The sequence below is a fragment of the Ruegeria sp. CDSC021 genome, assembly GCF_059610845.1.
The window spans coordinates 55276-72842 of record NZ_JBXWOK010000010.1; the positions used below are offsets into that span (position 1 = coordinate 55276).

20 protein-coding genes and 1 pseudogene are annotated in these 17567 nt (G+C 56.3%); 9 read left to right on the forward strand and 12 right to left on the reverse strand.

Annotated features, from left to right (window positions below; translation table 11 throughout):
* Positions 1 to 4: 4 nt before the first annotated feature.
* A complete protein-coding gene (locus AC2FGB_RS15255; protein ID WP_496694232.1) occupies positions 5 to 1015 on the reverse strand; it encodes a zinc ABC transporter substrate-binding protein in 1011 nt (336 codons plus the stop codon).
* Between the two features lie 93 nt (positions 1016 to 1108).
* Between AC2FGB_RS15255 and AC2FGB_RS15260 the strand changes: the two genes are divergently transcribed.
* From AC2FGB_RS15260 to AC2FGB_RS15275, 4 genes are all read left to right on the forward strand, one after another.
* Complete coding sequence (locus tag AC2FGB_RS15260; protein ID WP_142638114.1) at positions 1109 to 1588, forward strand: Fur family transcriptional regulator; 480 nt, start codon at positions 1109 to 1111, stop codon at positions 1586 to 1588.
* Positions 1585 to 2334 (forward strand): metal ABC transporter ATP-binding protein, encoded by a 750-nt coding sequence (locus AC2FGB_RS15265; protein ID WP_496690139.1) that lies wholly within the window; start codon positions 1585 to 1587, stop codon positions 2332 to 2334. Before AC2FGB_RS15260 ends, AC2FGB_RS15265 begins: the two co-directional genes overlap by 4 nt.
* Positions 2334 to 3128, forward strand: coding sequence for a metal ABC transporter permease (locus AC2FGB_RS15270; protein WP_496694233.1), 795 nt, complete (start codon positions 2334 to 2336; stop codon positions 3126 to 3128). Before AC2FGB_RS15265 ends, AC2FGB_RS15270 begins: the two co-directional genes overlap by 1 nt.
* Positions 3129 to 3204: 76 nt before the next feature.
* On the forward strand, positions 3205 to 3342 hold the full coding sequence (locus AC2FGB_RS15275; RefSeq protein WP_142638111.1) for an entericidin A/B family lipoprotein: 138 nt from the start codon (positions 3205 to 3207) through the stop codon (positions 3340 to 3342).
* Positions 3343 to 4636: 1294 nt separating this feature from the next.
* Here AC2FGB_RS15275 and AC2FGB_RS15280 read toward each other — a convergent pair.
* The 5 genes and pseudogenes from AC2FGB_RS15280 to AC2FGB_RS15300 all read right to left on the reverse strand — a co-directional run bounded on the left by AC2FGB_RS15280 (position 4637) and on the right by AC2FGB_RS15300 (position 8889).
* Positions 4637 to 4957 carry a hypothetical protein gene (locus AC2FGB_RS15280; protein ID WP_142638110.1) on the reverse strand — a complete coding sequence of 107 codons (321 nt, stop codon included), beginning with the start codon at positions 4955 to 4957 and terminating at the stop codon, positions 4637 to 4639.
* Positions 4958 to 5047: 90 nt separating this feature from the next.
* Positions 5048 to 5227 (reverse strand): CTP synthetase, encoded by a 180-nt coding sequence (locus AC2FGB_RS15285; RefSeq protein ID WP_142638109.1) that lies wholly within the window; start codon positions 5225 to 5227, stop codon positions 5048 to 5050.
* Between the two features lie 353 nt (positions 5228 to 5580).
* On the reverse strand, positions 5581 to 6288 hold the full coding sequence (locus tag AC2FGB_RS15290; protein WP_496694234.1) for a DUF4145 domain-containing protein: 708 nt from the start codon (positions 6286 to 6288) through the stop codon (positions 5581 to 5583).
* Between the two features lie 91 nt (positions 6289 to 6379).
* A complete protein-coding gene (gene lepA / locus AC2FGB_RS15295) occupies positions 6380 to 8179 on the reverse strand; it encodes a translation elongation factor 4 (RefSeq protein ID WP_281973236.1) in 1800 nt (599 codons plus the stop codon).
* 86 nt (positions 8180 to 8265) lie between these two features.
* A pseudogene (locus tag AC2FGB_RS15300) lies at positions 8266 to 8889 on the reverse strand (RNA ligase family protein).
* 175 nt (positions 8890 to 9064) lie between these two features.
* Here AC2FGB_RS15300 and AC2FGB_RS15305 point away from each other — a divergent pair.
* The 3 genes from AC2FGB_RS15305 to AC2FGB_RS15315 all read left to right on the forward strand — a co-directional run bounded on the left by AC2FGB_RS15305 (position 9065) and on the right by AC2FGB_RS15315 (position 11470).
* Positions 9065 to 9376 (forward strand): hypothetical protein, encoded by a 312-nt coding sequence (locus tag AC2FGB_RS15305; protein ID WP_142638101.1) that lies wholly within the window; start codon positions 9065 to 9067, stop codon positions 9374 to 9376.
* 66 nt (positions 9377 to 9442) lie between these two features.
* Positions 9443 to 10384: a LysR family transcriptional regulator gene (locus tag AC2FGB_RS15310; RefSeq protein WP_496690181.1), complete on the forward strand. Its 942-nt coding sequence runs from the start codon at positions 9443 to 9445 to the stop codon at positions 10382 to 10384.
* 159 nt (positions 10385 to 10543) lie between these two features.
* On the forward strand, positions 10544 to 11470 hold the full coding sequence (locus AC2FGB_RS15315) for a DMT family transporter (protein WP_281995792.1): 927 nt from the start codon (positions 10544 to 10546) through the stop codon (positions 11468 to 11470).
* A 67-nt stretch (positions 11471 to 11537) separates the two neighbouring features.
* Here AC2FGB_RS15315 and AC2FGB_RS15320 read toward each other — a convergent pair whose 3' ends face one another.
* Positions 11538 to 11981 (reverse strand): low molecular weight protein-tyrosine-phosphatase, encoded by a 444-nt coding sequence (locus AC2FGB_RS15320; RefSeq protein WP_142638096.1) that lies wholly within the window; start codon positions 11979 to 11981, stop codon positions 11538 to 11540.
* A 28-nt stretch (positions 11982 to 12009) separates the two neighbouring features.
* Here AC2FGB_RS15320 and AC2FGB_RS15325 point away from each other — a divergent pair, with 28 nt between their 5' ends.
* Together AC2FGB_RS15325 and AC2FGB_RS15330 are read left to right on the forward strand one after the other, a co-directional pair.
* Positions 12010 to 12705 carry an NAD-dependent deacylase gene (locus AC2FGB_RS15325; protein ID WP_281995791.1) on the forward strand — a complete coding sequence of 232 codons (696 nt, stop codon included), beginning with the start codon at positions 12010 to 12012 and terminating at the stop codon, positions 12703 to 12705.
* A 54-nt stretch (positions 12706 to 12759) separates the two neighbouring features.
* Positions 12760 to 13368, forward strand: a complete 609-nt coding sequence (locus tag AC2FGB_RS15330; RefSeq protein WP_282027764.1) for an HdeD family acid-resistance protein — start codon at positions 12760 to 12762, stop codon at positions 13366 to 13368.
* An 81-nt stretch (positions 13369 to 13449) separates the two neighbouring features.
* Here the strand turns inward: AC2FGB_RS15330 and AC2FGB_RS15335 are convergent, their stop codons facing one another.
* The 5 genes from AC2FGB_RS15335 to meaB form a co-directional block, all read right to left on the reverse strand.
* Positions 13450 to 13914, reverse strand: coding sequence for a copper chaperone PCu(A)C (locus AC2FGB_RS15335; RefSeq protein WP_281995789.1), 465 nt, complete (start codon positions 13912 to 13914; stop codon positions 13450 to 13452).
* Positions 13915 to 13956: 42 nt separating this feature from the next.
* A complete protein-coding gene (locus tag AC2FGB_RS15340; protein WP_142638088.1) occupies positions 13957 to 14307 on the reverse strand; it encodes a hypothetical protein in 351 nt (116 codons plus the stop codon).
* Positions 14308 to 14715: 408 nt separating this feature from the next.
* Positions 14716 to 15003, reverse strand: coding sequence for a 50S ribosomal protein L28 (rpmB, locus tag AC2FGB_RS15345; RefSeq protein ID WP_142638086.1), 288 nt, complete (start codon positions 15001 to 15003; stop codon positions 14716 to 14718).
* Positions 15004 to 15172: 169 nt separating this feature from the next.
* Complete coding sequence (locus AC2FGB_RS15350) at positions 15173 to 16312, reverse strand: Hint domain-containing protein (protein ID WP_496694235.1); 1140 nt, start codon at positions 16310 to 16312, stop codon at positions 15173 to 15175.
* Between the two features lie 149 nt (positions 16313 to 16461).
* Positions 16462 to 17439 carry a methylmalonyl Co-A mutase-associated GTPase MeaB gene (gene meaB / locus AC2FGB_RS15355; RefSeq protein ID WP_142638208.1) on the reverse strand — a complete coding sequence of 326 codons (978 nt, stop codon included), beginning with the start codon at positions 17437 to 17439 and terminating at the stop codon, positions 16462 to 16464.
* Positions 17440 to 17567 lie beyond the last annotated feature (128 nt).

Below are 17567 nucleotides of genomic sequence, written 5' to 3' on the forward strand. Positions count from 1 at the left end.
CTACTTACGACTTACTTTTGGAACAGTCTTGATAGCCGGCGGACATGGCCATTAGCAAACTATCATAGTGCGAAATTCCCGTGTCAAAACTAACGCCTACGGGATCCAATTCAAAGATCGTGGCCCCGGTTCCTTCGATCGCTGTCCGCACCAGCCTTGTGTCAAATTGCGGCTCGGAAAAGGCACAAACAATTCCTTCATGCTCAACCTTTTCACGCAAAGCCGCCAATCGCGCCGGCCCGGGAGAGGACGCATCGCCAAGACTGACTGCGCCGGTTGACTCCAGCCCAAATCGCTTTTCGAAATACTGATAGGCATCATGAAACGTTATGAATGACAGCGTCTGCATATCTGTCAGATCTGTCATAATTTTTTCTTTCAGTTCAACCAGTTCCCGATCTGCGGTCGCCGCGTTCTGCTGATAAACATCGGCGTTTTCAGGGTCCGCCTCTGAGAGCGTTGCGGCAATTACCTGAACCCAGATACGTGCATTTTCGGGATCCAGCCAGGCGTGGGGGTCAACCCCTTCGTGATCATGGCCATGGTCGTCTGCATGGCCCGCATGGTCGTCGTGATCGTCATGACCCGCATGATCGTCGTAATCCGCGTGATCGTCGTGGCCATCATGATCCGCATGGTCATCATGGTCATCATGGTCATCATGATCGGTCGCATCCCGGAATTCATAGAGAATTGTTCCATCGGCATCCAACAAAGAGACGTGCAGTGCATCCGGCGACAGCGCACCCAAGGGTTTAGCCAGCCAAGGGGTCAGCTCTTCTCCAGTCCAGAATACGATCTCGGCGGACTGTAAAGACCGCGCCTCAGAAGGCCGCATAGCGTGATCATGAGGTGACGCCCCGGGCGGAATGATCAGACTGGGCTCACCCACGCCATCCATCACACGGGCGACCAGCGAATGAACAGGCGCAATATCGACGGCCACGCTTGGCGCTTCAGCAATAGCTTGGCCTGCAAACGCGATTGAGAACAAATACAGTGTGGGTCGGAACATATTCCCTCCGAAATGATATGTTATTACATTCGTTGTACGCTTGTTAATCCGGACGTTATTACATATCAAGTTGAAAATCATTGGAGTCCCGCCATGAGCACTGTTGGATTCAGACAACACGATCACGCCCACTGCGTTCACACTGCGCTGTCTCAGGCCGAAAACAAGTGCAGAACAAAGCGCCTGCAATTCACCACTGTCCGACGCCGTGTTCTTGAGATCCTGTTGGAAAAGCACCGGGCAATGGGCGCATATGACATTCTGGCTGTGCTAGCTGCAGAAGGGCTCGGGTCGCAACCTCCGGTCGCGTATCGTGCACTGGATTTCCTTGTGCAAAACGGGTTCGTGCATCGTATCGAGCAACTGAATGCCTATACAGCCTGCGCCCACCCGACCCATGACCATGTCCCCGCGTTTCTGATCTGCAGGTCCTGCAAAGCAGTGGCTGAAACGGAAACCGAGCTGACACAGGGTCGATTGGGCGCTGCGGCGAACACCTCGGGGTTTCAAATCGAACGAGTAGTGGTCGAGGCCGAGGGCCTATGTCCCGAATGTGTAGGGTCGGCGGCATGAATACCCCTCTTATTTCATTGAAAAACATGTCCATTCGGATCGACGGCCGCACGATCCTTGAACATGTGAATGCGGCAGTTTCCGAAGCAGAGATCGTGACCATTGTGGGGCCCAACGGATCTGGTAAGTCGACTCTTTTACGGGCGATCATTGGGGCCATTACCCCATCAGAAGGCCAGGTAAGCCGCGCGCCCGGCCTGCGCATCGGTTATGTCCCGCAAAAACTGGCTTTGGACGCCGCTTTACCGATGACCGTGCAACGTTTCCTGGGCTTACCCAAACGGATCTCGGCCCGCAAAGCGCTGGATGCACTAGAACGAGCGGGCGTCCCGGATCTGCGCAACCGGCAAATGACCCAGCTTTCGGGCGGTCAATTTCAACGAGTTCTGCTGGCGCGCGCACTCCTTGATGATCCTCAGGTCTTGCTTTTGGATGAAGCGACGCAAGGCCTAGATCAACCGGGTGCAGCTGCCTTTTATCAACGCATTGAGCAGGTCAGACGCGACCTTGGTTGTGCAATCGTGATGGTCAGTCACGATCTGCACGTTGTCATGGCGGCCTCAGACCGTGTGCTATGTCTGAACGGACATATATGCTGCGAGGGGTCGCCTCATACCGTCGCGGACGCACCCGAATACCGGGCCCTATTTGGCAGCGGAACCAAGGGCATGATGGCCCTTTACCAACATCAACACAGCCATTCGCACGACCATGACCACCACCACGACCAGGAAACAACCAACTGATGTTAGAAGATTTTATGGTTCGTGCGGCGCTGGCGGGTATTGGCGTTGCACTCGCGGCGGCCCCTTTGGGGTGCTTTGTGGTATGGCGCCGGATGGCCTATCTGGGCGAGGCCACAGCGCACGCGGCTGTTCTGGGTGTGGCACTGTCTCTGGCGTTTTCGCTTCCGATGCTGCCGTCGATTGTGGCGTCAGCGCTTGCCATGGGGCTTACCGTCACGCTTTTGCGTGGCAAGGGGTTGGCGATGGACACATTACTAGGCGTAATAGCGCATACAGCCCTGGCCGCAGGACTAGTCACCGTCGCCTTGCTGTCCGACGTCCGGCTGGATTTAAATGCCTTTCTGTTTGGTGATATCCTGGCTGTCACCAAAGGCGATTTGGCAACCATTTGGGGCGGCGGCGCGTTGATCCTGGCAGTCATGATCTGGCGCTGGTCAGCCCTACTTGTCGCCACGCTGAACCCGGACATGGCCTATGCATCCGGCATTGACCCTAAGCGCGAGGAGGTGTGGTTGACGCTGACCATGGCGCTGGCCGTTGCCGTGGCAATCAAAGTGGTAGGGGTTCTGTTGATTGCCGCCCTGCTCGTCATCCCGGCAGCCGGTGCACGATCTTTGGTGAAAACACCTGAAAATATGGCATTCGGGGCCGCAATCATCGGATCAGCTGCCGCCCTTGTCGGGCTGTGCGGTGCGTATCTTGCCGACACTCCGGCCGGGCCCAGCATCGTCTGCGCCGCAGCTGTGATCTTTCTGGTGACAGCAGCCATCGGGCCACTTTTTCGTAAAGAATAGAATGCCGGTTCAAAACTCTGGTTCACCATTAGCAAAACTGCTACGAAAATCGGGACTAATACAAAAGGAGAGACCTATGATCCGAGCCGCACTTATTGGACTGGCCCTTTGCACACTCGCCGCATGTGAAACCGCTAAAGGCGCCGGTAAAGATATTGAAAAAGCAGGTGACGCAATTCAGGGCGCAGCCACCGAGGTTCAGGAAAACATCTGATTCCATTCGGAATGTAGCGATCAAGATCGGGCGACATACAAGATATAGTTGCTCTCTGCACCCGGACCCGCTATCCTTGCGGACACAGGTGCATAGACGCGGCATTGCATTTCTGACACGATCACGGGGTTCTTGCTTAAACGCAAGAACCCCGTTCCCGTTTTAGGGGGAATTAAATCGCTGCCTGTATGAATCCGGGGCCCGGAAAAAGGAAAAGGCGTCAGGTGCGCAGACGCGGTCTTTGCATGTGCCCATAGGGCACCCCTGACGCCTTACCGGTTCGACACGCCCGAGGGACGCCCCGATCCAGTTGCTTTGTCCCCCTAAGGGGCCACAGCCGCTGAACAGAGCCCGAGGGCCCCGCACAGCACGCATTAACCTTCTGAGAGCTTGATCACCTGTTTCAAACTTGACGCCCAAATCAGCGGATCACGCACCGGTAAGTCTTTGCAGTAGAACAAAATCCTAAGATTTCCCTTCACCGCAGCGACCCCCTTGGCCTTTGCGTCCCACCCAGGATCCTAAGAACCTCTGCGGTAACCTGACTGTTACATCGCGGTCATAAACGGGCAAGAAAATAGCACTGCAGCATAAAAAATAGTCGGGGATAAACTGTTGATATCTCGCTGGAGAGTAATGTGGATAACTCTAGATTTTACGTTCCTGCGCAGAGTTGCGATTGGACAAGTGAAATTGCGTGCTTGGCCCGGGATTTTGGACTCTTTCTGCAGGCGCAAACGGGCTGCACGACCCTTCTGGGGGTTTTGGTGAGCGATTGCGCCGATCCGATCCCTGATATTTCGAATCAAACCCGCCGTGAACGGGTCGCTCTTTGGCCACGGCCTCCGAGGACCGAGGCATTTTCTGACCAATCAGGGCCACCTGCCCGCATTTTGCGCTGAAAGCCTGTTCTGAATTTGAGAAGCGCTCCGACCCGGTTGGGTTACCTACTAAGCGCTGCGGCAATTCGCAGCCAGTACCCCCTAAATTCCAACCGGACCAGAGACGCTTCAGTTCACCTGGAGACCAGAGACGAGCCCGGAACTCGTTCGATCGCGCAGGCTACGCAAATTCAAAATTACATACAGCCCAAGGATCTTGCGCCAGCCCACGCAGCCAACCTAAATGAAGGGGCATTTACCGCTTCGATAGTTGAATTTGCTGTCACTGGCTCACCTCCTGCACTGGGCCTTTCGTTGGCCTTTTACACAGATTGGGTGGCTGAGGGCCGGTTGCAACTTACCTGAAGGAAGCTTCATGAAGGCTTTAAAAAAGCCTAACCAGTTTGTCGCGCTTAGGCCCAGGCCAGCGCGGTGCCGATCACGACCAGGGAAATGCCAAACACTTCGCGATGCGAGAAGTTTTCGCCAAACAGAAAGAATGAGGCGATGGCGATCAGAACGACCTCGGCCCCCAGAATGCCAGTATAGATTATGCCCAACCGTTCGTCGCGCAGCGCGGCGAGTTCGAGCGTCGCCCCGGCCAGCAGGGTCGCGACGATCAGCAGGCCAAGCCCCAGGCCGGGGATTTTCCACCAGAACTTCATCGCGACCATGGCAACGGAATAGAGACCCGCTGACCCGAGGGCAATGAAGGGGATCATGGATGTGGACATCTGCGCCTCCTGCTAGGGTTCCGCAAGGTAAACTCTAGCAGGCCAGCCGGGATGCGGCTGTGAGGTTGGTCACAATGGGCCGAACAGGCCTTATCCCGCGATCTTTCGGGTCACCAGATACGAAACCGGAAACGCCGCAATAAAGCCAGCTCCGGCAGCGATCAGGATAGGGTATAGCGTCGTATACCCCATCGACAGAACCGCAATGACAGCGGACCCGGCAAAGGTGGAGCCAAGGAAGATATGTACGATCAACATCAGGGGAAGCATGGGGGCCTCATATCAGGGATTCAACTTTCGCGGATCCTAGGATTGAGCGCGCGCGCGGTCTTTGATCTGGGTCAGAGTGAGCGGTGTCTTGGGACGCAAACGCGCTTCCAACGGTCGATTAGCAGAACGGAGGGCAGCGCCGGCCCGAAGGGGGTAAGGCCCGTCTGGGAAACGATCCAATGGACCGTTTCAGGGTCGAACGGGCGGAACCCCGGGGCGCAAACGGGCCGCCCGTTTTGCCGGAGGCAAACCTTCGGTTTGAAGGGGCGCGTCGGCGCGGCCCCGCCGTGCCGGACAAGTGTGTTTAGTGACCGAATTACATTAACGATACCGACAGCGTCGACCGCTGGATTTCACCCTTGGCGCCTTGCAACTCGACGAGCTTCAGCGAGCTCAACCCTTTTTGGCTCTGTGTAAAGCCTACGCATCAATTCAAAACAGAAGTCATGTAGATCGTCTGCGTCTTCTTTTACTAGTGTTCCGTCGTGCGCCCCATCGTTTCCATCTTGCTGGAGGCACTCTGCAAGGCCCTTCAAATCCAAGGGTAATTTTTGCTCATCGAAAAGCCACTGGATTCTAAGGCCCAAACTTCGCCTCACTTTAGCAGCAGGCTCACCTTCGTTCGGTAGCAATGACTTCGTCGCCATATCAAGCGCTAAGCGATACATCGCAGCTGCGGCATTCCAACATTCGCTAGCCAAACAAGCGTTTGCTTCACGGATTACATTTTCAATCTCTTCCGGAACATGTTCGGGAGGAGCAGCCTGGCTCTTGTCGCGCAGTGTGACATTGCGATGGAACTCGACTAAGTCGTTTAGCGATCCATTGTAACTGCTAAGGGCATTGATAGACCCTACGGCACCAAACCAGTTATTCAACTGCTTACTTGAATTGAGCCGCGATACAATTTTGACACTCATTTGTCCGCAAGTTCGACAGATACCCGGGACCTCAACGAATTGCTTCCAACCGTACTGCATGCCTACTACAACGCTCGAAAACACGTCGTGCGTCGAGCGGATGGCACCACAGCGCGGGCAATCCACAACAAATTCAGCCATTTAGAGTGCCTCAAATATCTTCAAGTTCTGATCATTAGGGAGAGTTCTAATCAGGACTACTGTGGATCGCAATTAGTGGCTGTCAATATAGTCAAGAGTCCATCTTCAACGCTGAAATAAACGCCTCCTGCGGGATATCAACCTTCCCGAACTGGCGCATCTTCTTTTTCCCCGCCTTCTGCTTGTCCAGCAGTTTGCGTTTCCGCGTGGCGTCGCCTCCGTAGCATTTGGCGGTCACGTCCTTGCGCAGGGCCGAGAGGGTCTCGCGCGCGATGACCTTGCCTCCGATGGCGGCCTGGATCGGGATTTTGAACATGTGGCGCGGGATCAGGTCCTTGAGCTTTTCGCACATCGCCCGGCCCCGCATCTCGGCCCGGTCGCGGTGAACCATGGTCGATAGCGCATCGACCGGTTCATCATTCACCAGCACCGACATCTTGACCAGCGCGTCCTCGGTATAGCCGGTCATCTGATAGTCAAACGAGGCATAGCCCTTGGTCACCGATTTCAGGCGGTCGTAGAAGTCAAAGACGACCTCGTTCAGCGGCAGGTCATAGACGACCATGGCGCGCGAGCCCGCATAGGTCAGGTCCATCTGGATGCCACGGCGGTCCTGGCACAGTTTCAGTACGTCGCCCAGGAATTCATCCGGCACAAGGATGGTCGCCTTGATGCGCGGTTCCTCGATATGGTCGACCTTTGAGGGGTCTGGCATGTCTGCGGGGTTGTGCAGTTCGATCATCTCGCCGTCTTTCATGAAGACGTGATAGATCACCGAGGGCGCAGTGGTGATCAGCTCGATATCATATTCGCGCTCAATCCGGTCGCGGATGACCTCAAGGTGCAACAGGCCAAGGAAGCCGCAGCGGAAGCCAAAGCCCAAAGCGGCCGAGGTTTCCATTTCAAAGCTGAAGCTGGCGTCGTTCAGCGCCAGTTTGTCGATCGCGTCGCGCAGGTCTTCGAATTCGGAACTGTCGACGGGGAAGAGGCCACAGAACACCACCGGTTGCGCGGGTTTAAAGCCGTCCAGCGCGATTTCTGCGCCATTGCGGTCATTGGTGATCGTGTCACCGACGCGGGTGTCGCGGACCTGTTTGATCGAGGCGGTCAAAAAACCGATCTCACCGGGGCCAAGGCTGTCGACCATCTCCATCTCAGGCCGGAAAACGCCGACGCGGTCGACATGGTGCAGGGTGTTGTTCGACATGAACTTGACGCGCATGCCCTTTTTCAGGGTGCCGTCCATGATGCGGACCAGAACGATGACGCCGAGATAGGCGTCGTACCAGCTATCGACCAGCATCGCCTTGAGCGGTGCATCCAGATTACCCTTGGGGGCCGGCAGATGGGTGACGATGGCCTCCAACGTCTCATGGATGCCCTGCCCGGTCTTGGCGCTGACCTGAATCGCCTCGGACGCGTCGATGCCGATCACATCCTCGATCTGTTCGGCCACGCGGTCGCAATCGGACGCGGGCAGATCGATCTTGTTGAGCACCGGCACGATGTCATGATCGGCGTCGATGGCTTGATACACGTTGGCCAGCGTCTGCGCCTCGACCCCTTGGGTCGAGTCCACAACCAGCAGAGAGCCTTCGACGGCACGCATCGAGCGGCTGACCTCATAGGCGAAATCCACGTGGCCGGGAGTGTCGATCAGATTCAGCACGTATTTCTCGCCATTGTCGGCGGTATAGTCGATGCGGACCGTGTTGGCCTTGATGGTGATGCCGCGCTCGCGCTCGATATCCATGCTGTCGAGCAGCTGTTCCTTCATGTCACGATCCTTGACTGTCCCGGTCTCTTGGATGAGCCGGTCAGCAAGGGTGGATTTGCCATGGTCGATATGCGCGACGATGGAGAAATTGCGGATGTGAGCGAGGTCTGTCATGGGTTGGGGATATGCGTCGGAAATGGGCTGCGGTCAAGGTAGGACGAGACCCGACGAAACCCTTTAGTTGCTAGGCTTCGATCCGATCAGACCAGCCCATTTCTAACCAGTTCAGCATTCATCCAATGCGTCTCACTTTGCACATGACCTTCACGTACGTACTTCGCGAGATGAGTGGGCATGTTTTCTTCCTCGAATGCTGCTGTTGTGCGAACGACAAACCCCTCTTGTGTGTCTAGATCTAGGGCTGCAATTACATCAGCGACGACCTGAGCTGAGAGCCGTCCCCGATACAGTTCGGAAACAGGGCTGATTCCAAGTTTTGTAAAGCGTGACAGCGTCGCATCCCATGGCTGAACGACGCCAGCTTTGATCCACGCGAATCCCAAAAAATAAGTCGGCAATTCCAAATACGCGATGGAATGACGTGCGAATAGATATTCGCCAACAATGCGCTCATCCTAAGTAAGTTGCGGTGCGATACCAGCTGCGAAAGCCTTCACCCAGTCTCGCGACGGGTGATATCTTGCGTCGATGCTGCGAGGGTGGCAGCCTTGGCTGTGAATTGTCGTATTCTCGCCGTCCATCTTTTCGGTAAAGACGACTTTGTCCGCTGATGCCAACTCATCAACACTCGACATGATCTTGTCATCGCTTGTAGCACCGGGAGATTGCGGCAAGTGGAATGTACGCCCGTATTTCTTTAGCATTTTGGTCTCACGATATAGTTCTAAGCGAAGTCAGGCCAGAAAACGCGACATCAATTATGTGCGCAATCACTTTTTCGCAGCACATGATTGATCCGAAATCCACTTTGATTCATACTCCGCCACAGACCGAGAGGGGCATCAGACCCGTCCGGGCAGGCAAAAACGAGGCAAGAGCATGAAACAGTTCCTCTTAATCGCATTTTGTGCGGCATCGCTGACGGCGATGGCTCCGGCACCGAGCGAGGCTGCGCAGATCAAACGGGCGTGTCTGGCGTCGGACCGGTCGGCGGCAACGCGGGCGCGGTGCAGCTGCATTCAGCGCGTCGCGGATCAGGCGTTGACGCGTGGTGATCAGAAGACCGTCGCCAAGTGGTTCACCGACCCCCATCAGGCGCAGGAGTTGAAGATGTCGCAGACTTCGCGCGATGATGCGCTGTGGGATCGGTATAAGAACTTTGGCCAGATGGCGCAGGCAATCTGCAACTAAGCCGGTCACGCTGCTTGACCTGATGCGCACTGCACCTCAGATATGGCGCAGCGAAAGGTGTATCAGATGGTAATGAAAGGGCTGACCCTGCGGGGCCTTGAGGTGTTCGAGGCTTTGGCGCGGACAGGATCGGTGGCACTGGCCGCCGAGATCACGGGGCTCAGCCAGCCTTCGGTTTCTCAGCAGTTGCGCAATCTGGAAAAGGCATTGGGCACTGATCTGGTCGATCACGGGCGACGACCAATGCGTTTAACGCAAGCCGGCCGCAGCTTTCTGGCGCGGGCCGAGGTCGTGCTGGCCGAACTGCAAATGGCCCAAAGCGAACTGACCGTGATGGATCTGGGGCATCTGACCACCCTCTCCATCGGTTTGATTGACGATTTCGACAACGATCTGACCCCGCGGCTGGCGACTTTGCTCGCCGACAGCCTAACCCGGTCGAAATTCAAACTGATCACGTTGCCCAGCCTAAACCTGTTCGCCGAGCTGGAGGCGCAGAGGCTGCATATGGCTGTATCCGCGCATTCCGGAGAGGTCCTGAAGGGTGTGATTGAATACCCTCTGGTTCAGGACCCTTTCATTCTGGTGACCCCAAAGGGTAAGGGGAATTCAATACAGGACCTGCCCTTTCTGCGATACGCCCGAGATCAGCTGATCAGTCGCCAGATCGAGGCGCATCTGGCGCGCCAGCAAATGGAGTTCGAGGAACGGTTTGAAATCGGCTCGCACCTGGCGCTGATGGCAATGGTCGCACAGGGGCTTGGCTGGGCGATCACAACACCACTGGGATATATGCGTGCGACGCGGTTTCATGACGGGATGGAGGCGCATCCGGTCCCGTTCGGTGACTTCGCCCGCACAATTTCGCTGTTCACCCGCTCTGACTGGTCGGACCAAGTACCCAAAGAGGTTGCAGACATGATCCGACGGCTGATGCGGAGCCAGATTGTTGATCCGGCAGTCGCGCAGGTGCCGTGGCTGGGCGGGCAGTTGAAGGTGATGAGTTAGTGTAGGGTACCGCAGATATTGGAAGCATATTTACCAACGCGCCGTGTGTTTCTGCCACCATCTTCATACAGAACTGAACTAGGGTTAGCTTTGCGAACCGAAGCAACCGCTCGACGAATCTCTGCTACAGCAGTCGCAAACCTGTGATAGCAAATTGGAATGGCAACGATATCAACACAGACCAGACCAACTATTCCCTATCCGATTGCGGTTGCCGGCGTTCTTTTCGCCTCAATTTGTTTCGGGCTGGTTCCTTATTTTAGCCGAGGGCTGACCGAGCAAGGCGTCGCGCCTTATGCCGTCGCGTTCTATCGCTACATCGTTACGGCAATTCTGCTGCTGCCTGTTCTTATAATACACCGAAACGCTTGGCGCGAGATTGCTTGGGGGCTTTCGGCAGGCGCGGTAATGGGCCTTGGATGGATTGGATATGTGACGGCGCTGGAGACATTACCCGCATCGACTGTGGGCGTTCTCTATATGACCTATCCGGTTTTCACGCTGATCATTGCCTGGACTTTGTTCGCCGATACACCCACAAGGCGCGCATTGTTCGCCTCGGGCCTCATTACGTTGGCGGCACTCATTGCAGGATCGCCCGCATCCGTTCCTATTCAGCACATACCAACGCTTCTGATGTCGCTAGCAGCCCCAATCGGGTTCGGCTTCGGAATATGTGTTTTGGTTCACAGGTTGTCCCGCATCGCACCGCTTGCGCGCATTGCTTCGGTTTCCTTGGGATCGGTTCTCGGGCTGTTGCCGCTGATGTTGAACGCCGATGTTGCCAAGTTGCTCCCGCAGGGGCAATCCGACTGGATTTTGATCGTCGGAATTGGCCTGGTCACAGCGCTTGTGCCACAGCTCATTTATACGATCTGCTCGCCGTTGATCGGCGCTTCTCAAACTGCGGTCGTCGGCAGCATTGAATTGCCGACGATGTTTGCTGTGGGCTTTCTTGCCTTTGGCGAAGCAATCACAACACCACAGGCCGTAGCCTGCGCTTTGGTTTTGGGTGCGATTGCAATCACCAGAAGCCGGACGACACGCACCTTATCCACTGTGATTGCGAAAGAACCAAACAGGTGAGCTTAGCCCCGATGCAGGCGTCGATTGATTTTACACCTGAATGTCGAAGACATCAAAGCATCTACAACTAAGCCCTCAGATGTGCGTCAAGACCTGCGACGGCCTTTTCGATCAAATCCAGCGTGCCCTCGAAATCACGGGTATAATACGGATCGGGCACATGATCCGCGCCTGTCTCAGTAGCGAAATCAGTCAGCAAGCGAACCGGAGTTTTGTTGCCACGGGGACGCAAGTTTTCGATATTGGTAAGGTTCTCTGCATCCATTCCGATGATCAGGTCAAAGCGGTCAAAATCTTCGGCCACGAATTTGCGCGCGCGCAGATCGCTGATGTCGATACTACGGGCATGAGCAGCCTGCTGCATTGGGCCATAAGGCGGGTCTCCGATGTGCCAGCCAGAGGTTCCGGCGCTGTCGGTGGCATGATGCGGCGCACGGGCGCGAAAGGCACCTTCGGCGGCCGGAGACCGGCAGATATTGCCCAAACAGACGAAAAGGATACGGTGTGTCATACAACCGGGTGTAACGCGTGAGGCGGAAATGGAAAAGATCGTCATTCTGACCGGTGCCGGGATTTCCGCCGAAAGCGGGCTGGGCACATTCCGCGACGAAGGAGGTCTGTGGGCGCAGCACAGGATCGAGGATGTCGCCACGCCCGAAGGCTTTGCCCGCAATCCGGCGGTGGTGCACAAGTTCTACAACGCGCGCCGTGTGCAGGCTGCACAGGCGCAACCCAATCCGGCCCATACCGCGCTGACCCATCTGCAACGCAACTGGCCCGGCGAGGTTATCATCGTGACACAGAATGTCGACGGCCTCCACGAAGCTGCAGGATCCGAGAATGTGATCCATATGCACGGCACCCTCGCTGGGGCCTTATGCACCGCCTGCGATCACCGCTGGGTCGCCCCGCCCGAGATGTCGGTGGGTGAACCCTGCCCCGCCTGCGGTGGCCCAACCGCCCGACCCGATGTTGTATGGTTCGGTGAGATGCCCTATTTTATGGACCTGATCTACGATCACCTGGCCAATGCTGCAATCTTCGCTTCAATCGGCACCTCGGGTCAGGTCTACCCCGCCGCAGCATTTGTGCACGAGGCGACAATGTCAGGCGCACGAACCGTCGAGTTGAACCTAGATCCGTCATCCGGCGCCTCGAGTTTCGATCAGGTGATACTTGGCCCTGCATCCGAAACCGTGCCACGCTGGGTTCAAAAGCTGCTGCGCGAATCTTAGCCCGCCAGACCGGCACCAAAATTATTGATACGACAATCGAAATAAGAGGCTCCCATGACCGACCCCCACCACACGCGCGAAGAAATCATGGACGATTCCAGTATGGAGGGCCGCGATACATTTGGCGACCAACTGGCAAATCTGTGGTGGACCTTCCTGTTGCGCGGATGTCTGGCCGGAGCATTGGGGATCGCCGCGCTGTTTTGGCCAACGGGCAGTATCTCTTTGCTGTTGCGACTGGTCGGCCTGCTTTTGGTTCTAGATGGCGGCCTGACCCTACTGGGCTTTGGACGGCGCGGATTGATCGGCGGCGTCGGCATCGGGGCACTGTTGATCGGTCTTGTCCTGCTGATCTGGCCCGAGGGTGTTGCGCGGCTGACATTTTTCCTGCTGGGTGCTTGGGCGCTGATCGTCGGCATCGGTTCGTTGCTGGCATGGCGGCAGATACCCAGCAACAACCCGGATGCCGTGATGGTGCGAAACTCGGGGATCATTGCGCTGATCATTGGGTTGGTGCTGTTGTTCTGGCCCGGCAGTGGCATGGTCGCACTGGGGTGGGCCATTGCCTTTTCCGCTCTGGCTTTCGCCGCCGTGATGTTCTTTCTGGCAATGCGCTTCAAACGGGCGCATGACCGCGTTTCGATGCGGGTTGTTAACCGTTGAAGCGATAGGCAAACAGGCCGGGCAAAGCCCGGCCTGACGCTTGGATGACGGCCGCATAGCGGCTTGAAGGTTGACGTGACCTTAGTTCGAGTGGGCGCCCATGTCTTTTCGTTCCAGATCAACCGGCACGTCGATCTCAACTTCACCGGCCTTTTCAAAAACCAGCGTCACAGGCACAGTTGCACCATGTTCAAACGGGGCAACCAATCCCATGAACATCACGTGATCGCCCCCGCGCTTGAGCGCATGCGCACCACCGGCAGGGATGACGAACCCCTCTTCGACATGGGTCATCTGCGCCACGCCATTGGCATCGATCAGATGCGTGTGCAGCTCAATCCGTGCAGCCGCCTCCGATTCCGCACGAACAAGACGGTCATCCGCCTCGCCCGTGTTCTGAATCACCATAAAGGCCGCGCCCGCTTTCGCCGTTTTGCCGGCGGAGCGCGCATAGGCATCTTCTAGTGTGATGGTTTCCTGCGCCATTGCAGTGGTGGCAAATGCGGCCGCAGCCAGGGTTGCCAAAAGTTTGGAAGTGAGGGACATTGCGCCTCTCCTATGTCAAGTGCCTGAAAAAGTTAAATTTAATCAGGCTCTTGCAGGTGGCGCGCGGGCGGGCTGAAACGGAACGGGCGCTGCTATTAGGCTCCTGTCGCCGCGCTCTAAAAATGGCCCGGCATAACTTGGTGCATCGGGCAGCACATGTGAAACGACAGCGATAGCACCCAGCAACGTCAGCGCATAGTCGGGGCAGAAATGCGGGGGCTTCGCCGGTTGCCCCTCCGCATCCATATAGATCACAACAGGACCAACACCAGTACACAGCACCATCTGCCCGACTGCAGTATCAACGCCACGCGACGCAGCCACCCCCTGACCAGTCAGAATGACCAGCAGCGACAGGGCAAATGATAGAAATCTGTTCCGAAAGTGTTTCATCCTGCCTTCGGTATACGCCCGAGACAAAAAGGGCTTCAAGCACAATCGAATGCGCCAGAAGCCCTCGGGTCATTTTTGGTCAGTACGAGGTCAGTTGTCCATTCCGGGACGTTTGACAGACCCTTTTGTCAGGCTGGTATGCAACCTGTTCACCTGACGCTGCATCCGCACACATGTCCCAAACGTCTTGCCAAAAAAGGCCGCCAACAGGGAGAGGGAATCAAAGGATTTGAAAGACATGAGATCGAACTCCGCCAATAGAATATGAACAAACATATTCAAACATCAGAACACTGTATGTGAACAAGATCACGCTCTGACGGCGAAATCGTCTAAACTCAATCAGGCAAAAGAAAAGACCCTGCACCGTTCGGGTACAGGGTCGAAATCTTTGGTGAAAAAGAACGCTTAGACCGCAGCTTGAGCCTTGGCGATTTCTTTTTTCACTTTCAGTGCGTTGGTGGACAGCTCGTCATCCTTGGCTTTGGCCAGGAACGCATCCAGACCACCACGGTGGTCAACTGAACGCAGGGCAGCGGCTGAGATACGCAGCTTGACGCCACGACCCAGGGTTTCCGACTGCAGGGTTACGTCGTTCAGGTTGGGCAGAAAACGACGACGAGTTCTGTTTTTGGCGTGGCTGACATTGTTGCCAGTCATCGGGCCTTTTCCGGTCAGTTCGCAACGGCGCGACATGGTTTCTTCCTTTGTATCTGCGGGCTGGGTACAGGACCCGTGGCCAAATCACAAGGGGCGCAACCCGAAGTCGCGCCCGAAAACTGGTTGGATGCGTTTAGTGGGAATCACAGGAAGGGTCAAGACGGGCCGTGCGAAATCTTTGCACCCATCTTAAACTCTATAAGACCTAGGCGCCATTGCGTTGAAGCAAGGGTTTGTTGTTCTTCAAATGCCGCTGGATCAGGTGGGACTGTTGGCGTCCACATGGTATGAACCGGGCCGGGTTTTCACCATGATTTTCGATCAGTTCCGGAAAGATTTCGAAAATTTCTTGCCGCGCCTCCGATCCGAGGGATTTCAGGGCCTCGACTCCGGTGAACAGGCTTTCGGTTGGGGCATCTTCGGCAAAGATGACATGATGGCGATCAAATAGCAGGTGAAAATACTCAACCGATTGCACGGCCTCATCGATATAGATTCCCGGCAGTGCGGTCAGTTTGATCGCCGGAATCAGAACTTCGGTGGTGCCGAACATGCGTTCCGCGATTCTGGACTGCACCAGCATCCTGTGCTGGCGTGAGACCAGAAGATCGCGATGCGGCAAACCCTCGCCCAGCGCACCTGCAAGGATTCGTACCGGCAAGAGCCTGGGATTTACCAGCAAGGCGGCGCGGTCAAACTGTCGACGACCGATCCAGCGTATAGGCTGAGGGTCGCACCCCATGGTCGGGACCATGTCCCCGATCCGCAGCGCTTGGATTGCTTTCATGCCGTCCTGCGTCAGGATGTGCGTGTCACGGGTAAAACAAGGAACGCCACTTCCGTTCTCAAAGGCAGAATATGTGACCGTGATACCGGATGGTAGAGTGAATGTCCCGCTGGACAGGGTATAGCCTACGCCATCTACGACGTTAATGACGCCAAAATTGGTATCGGTGATGACGGTACCCACAGGCAAGTTCAACGTGTCGGTCCCGCCACCACCCCGCAAATCGCCACTAACGCTGGTGCTGGTGAAATTCAGGGTATCGTTGCCGCTCCCCAGCCGGATGTTTCCAACACTCGAGCCACTGATATCGACAGTGTCGTCATCCGACCCGCTGGCAATCCTGCCACCAATGGTGCTGCTGGTGACGGTGATCGTGTCGGAGCCGGCATTGCCGATGACATTCCCGGTAATCGTGCTGTTATTGATGTCGACGTCATCGTCGCCACCCCGGCCGCGGATATTATCAATCGGAGTTCCAGCCGGTGAACCGTTTAGGGTCCCCGTGTCATTGTTAACGTCGATATCGTCGTTGCCGTTGGTCCCAGTAATATCGGGCATAGCTGACGGTTCCCGCATATCCGGCCTGGCGACAGATGCGCGGCCTTAACCTGAGTTTGCATCAAGTTTGGGTCAACTTGCAACCTATGGGCGATAACCCACCGATCCGAAATCAGAAAGAGAATGAGATCAAAGGCTTGAATAAGGACTTAGCCAGCGACTAAAGCAGACAACATATGTTCCGCCGCAACCGACGGACTGAGCTGACCAGTGCTGACCTGCGAGCCCAGACGCTCCATTTCCGAGCGCGCTTGTGGAGTCGCCAGACGCGCCAGAAGGGCAGACCGAACCTCTTGTTCGAACCAATATTGTGCTTGCGTGGCGCGGTTGACCTCCCAGTGGCCATTTTCACGGCGCCATTTGCTGAGGGACTGCATCTCCTCCCAGGCTTGAGCCAGCCCATGTTCCTCGACCGCTGAGACAGTCATCGCCTTGGGAAACCCTTCCGGGTCCTGGGGTCGTTTACGCAACAGACGCAGCGCCCCGGAATAGTCGGCGCAGGTGCGAGTGGCGGCAGATTTCAGGTCACCATCCGCCTTGTTGACCAAGATCATGTCGGCCATTTCCATGATACCGCGCTTGACGCCTTGCAGTTCGTCACCGCCCGCCGGGGCAAGCAACAGCATAAACAGATCCGACAACTCGGAGACAACCGTCTCCGATTGCCCGACACCAACCGTTTCGATCAAAACAACATCGAACCCAGCGGCCTCACATAAAGCGATGGCCTCACGTGTGCGGCGGGCAACGCCGCCCAGATGCGACTGGCTGGGTGATGGACGGATAAAGGCGTTTTTCTCGCGGCTCAGGCGTTCCATCCGGGTCTTGTCCCCCAGAATGGACCCGCCCGACCGAGTCGAACTGGGATCAACTGCAAGAACCGCAACGCGCAGCCCCTGCCCTGTCAGCATCATGCCAAAGCTTTCGATGAACGTGGACTTGCCGACGCCGGGCGTCCCTGACAATCCGATCCGCAGGGCCTGGCGGCCTTCTTTGGTCAATCTGGTCAGCAGTTCCGTCGCCTGCGCACGATGATCGGCGCGACCGCTTTCCACCAGCGTGATACCACGGGCCAGCGCGCGCCGGTCTCCGTTCAAAATCCTGTCACTCAGGCTGTCCAGTTCCATTTCGCCCCCAATCAGTTGCGGCAGTTCTAGTTGCCGTCCCAATGAGGGGTTTGTCCAGACCAGAGGGTACAAGAATTTACCTCTGGGATATGCGCTCTCCGGGTATAAGAGACGGAACTGGACCTTGT

What these genes read in the sequence shown, in the direction of transcription:
- AC2FGB_RS15255 (WP_496694232.1), bottom strand. Translation starts at nt 1,015, where the DNA reads ATGTTCCGACCCACACTGTATTTGTTCTCAATCGCGTTTGCAGGCCAA.
- AC2FGB_RS15260 (WP_142638114.1), top strand. Translation starts at nt 1,109, where the DNA reads ATGAGCACTGTTGGATTCAGACAACACGATCACGCCCACTGCGTTCAC.
- AC2FGB_RS15265 (WP_496690139.1), top strand. Translation starts at nt 1,585, where the DNA reads ATGAATACCCCTCTTATTTCATTGAAAAACATGTCCATTCGGATCGAC.
- AC2FGB_RS15270 (WP_496694233.1), top strand. Translation starts at nt 2,334, where the DNA reads ATGTTAGAAGATTTTATGGTTCGTGCGGCGCTGGCGGGTATTGGCGTT.
- AC2FGB_RS15275 (WP_142638111.1), top strand. Translation starts at nt 3,205, where the DNA reads ATGATCCGAGCCGCACTTATTGGACTGGCCCTTTGCACACTCGCCGCA.
- AC2FGB_RS15280 (WP_142638110.1), bottom strand. Translation starts at nt 4,957, where the DNA reads ATGTCCACATCCATGATCCCCTTCATTGCCCTCGGGTCAGCGGGTCTC.
- AC2FGB_RS15285 (WP_142638109.1), bottom strand. Translation starts at nt 5,227, where the DNA reads ATGCTTCCCCTGATGTTGATCGTACATATCTTCCTTGGCTCCACCTTT.
- AC2FGB_RS15290 (WP_496694234.1), bottom strand. Translation starts at nt 6,288, where the DNA reads ATGGCTGAATTTGTTGTGGATTGCCCGCGCTGTGGTGCCATCCGCTCG.
- lepA (WP_281973236.1), bottom strand. Translation starts at nt 8,179, where the DNA reads ATGACAGACCTCGCTCACATCCGCAATTTCTCCATCGTCGCGCATATC.
- AC2FGB_RS15305 (WP_142638101.1), top strand. Translation starts at nt 9,065, where the DNA reads ATGAAACAGTTCCTCTTAATCGCATTTTGTGCGGCATCGCTGACGGCG.
- AC2FGB_RS15310 (WP_496690181.1), top strand. Translation starts at nt 9,443, where the DNA reads ATGGTAATGAAAGGGCTGACCCTGCGGGGCCTTGAGGTGTTCGAGGCT.
- AC2FGB_RS15315 (WP_281995792.1), top strand. Translation starts at nt 10,544, where the DNA reads ATGGCAACGATATCAACACAGACCAGACCAACTATTCCCTATCCGATT.
- AC2FGB_RS15320 (WP_142638096.1), bottom strand. Translation starts at nt 11,981, where the DNA reads ATGACACACCGTATCCTTTTCGTCTGTTTGGGCAATATCTGCCGGTCT.
- AC2FGB_RS15325 (WP_281995791.1), top strand. Translation starts at nt 12,010, where the DNA reads ATGGAAAAGATCGTCATTCTGACCGGTGCCGGGATTTCCGCCGAAAGC.
- AC2FGB_RS15330 (WP_282027764.1), top strand. Translation starts at nt 12,760, where the DNA reads ATGACCGACCCCCACCACACGCGCGAAGAAATCATGGACGATTCCAGT.
- AC2FGB_RS15335 (WP_281995789.1), bottom strand. Translation starts at nt 13,914, where the DNA reads ATGTCCCTCACTTCCAAACTTTTGGCAACCCTGGCTGCGGCCGCATTT.
- AC2FGB_RS15340 (WP_142638088.1), bottom strand. Translation starts at nt 14,307, where the DNA reads ATGAAACACTTTCGGAACAGATTTCTATCATTTGCCCTGTCGCTGCTG.
- rpmB (WP_142638086.1), bottom strand. Translation starts at nt 15,003, where the DNA reads ATGTCGCGCCGTTGCGAACTGACCGGAAAAGGCCCGATGACTGGCAAC.
- AC2FGB_RS15350 (WP_496694235.1), bottom strand. Translation starts at nt 16,312, where the DNA reads ATGCCCGATATTACTGGGACCAACGGCAACGACGATATCGACGTTAAC.
- meaB (WP_142638208.1), bottom strand. Translation starts at nt 17,439, where the DNA reads ATGGAACTGGACAGCCTGAGTGACAGGATTTTGAACGGAGACCGGCGC.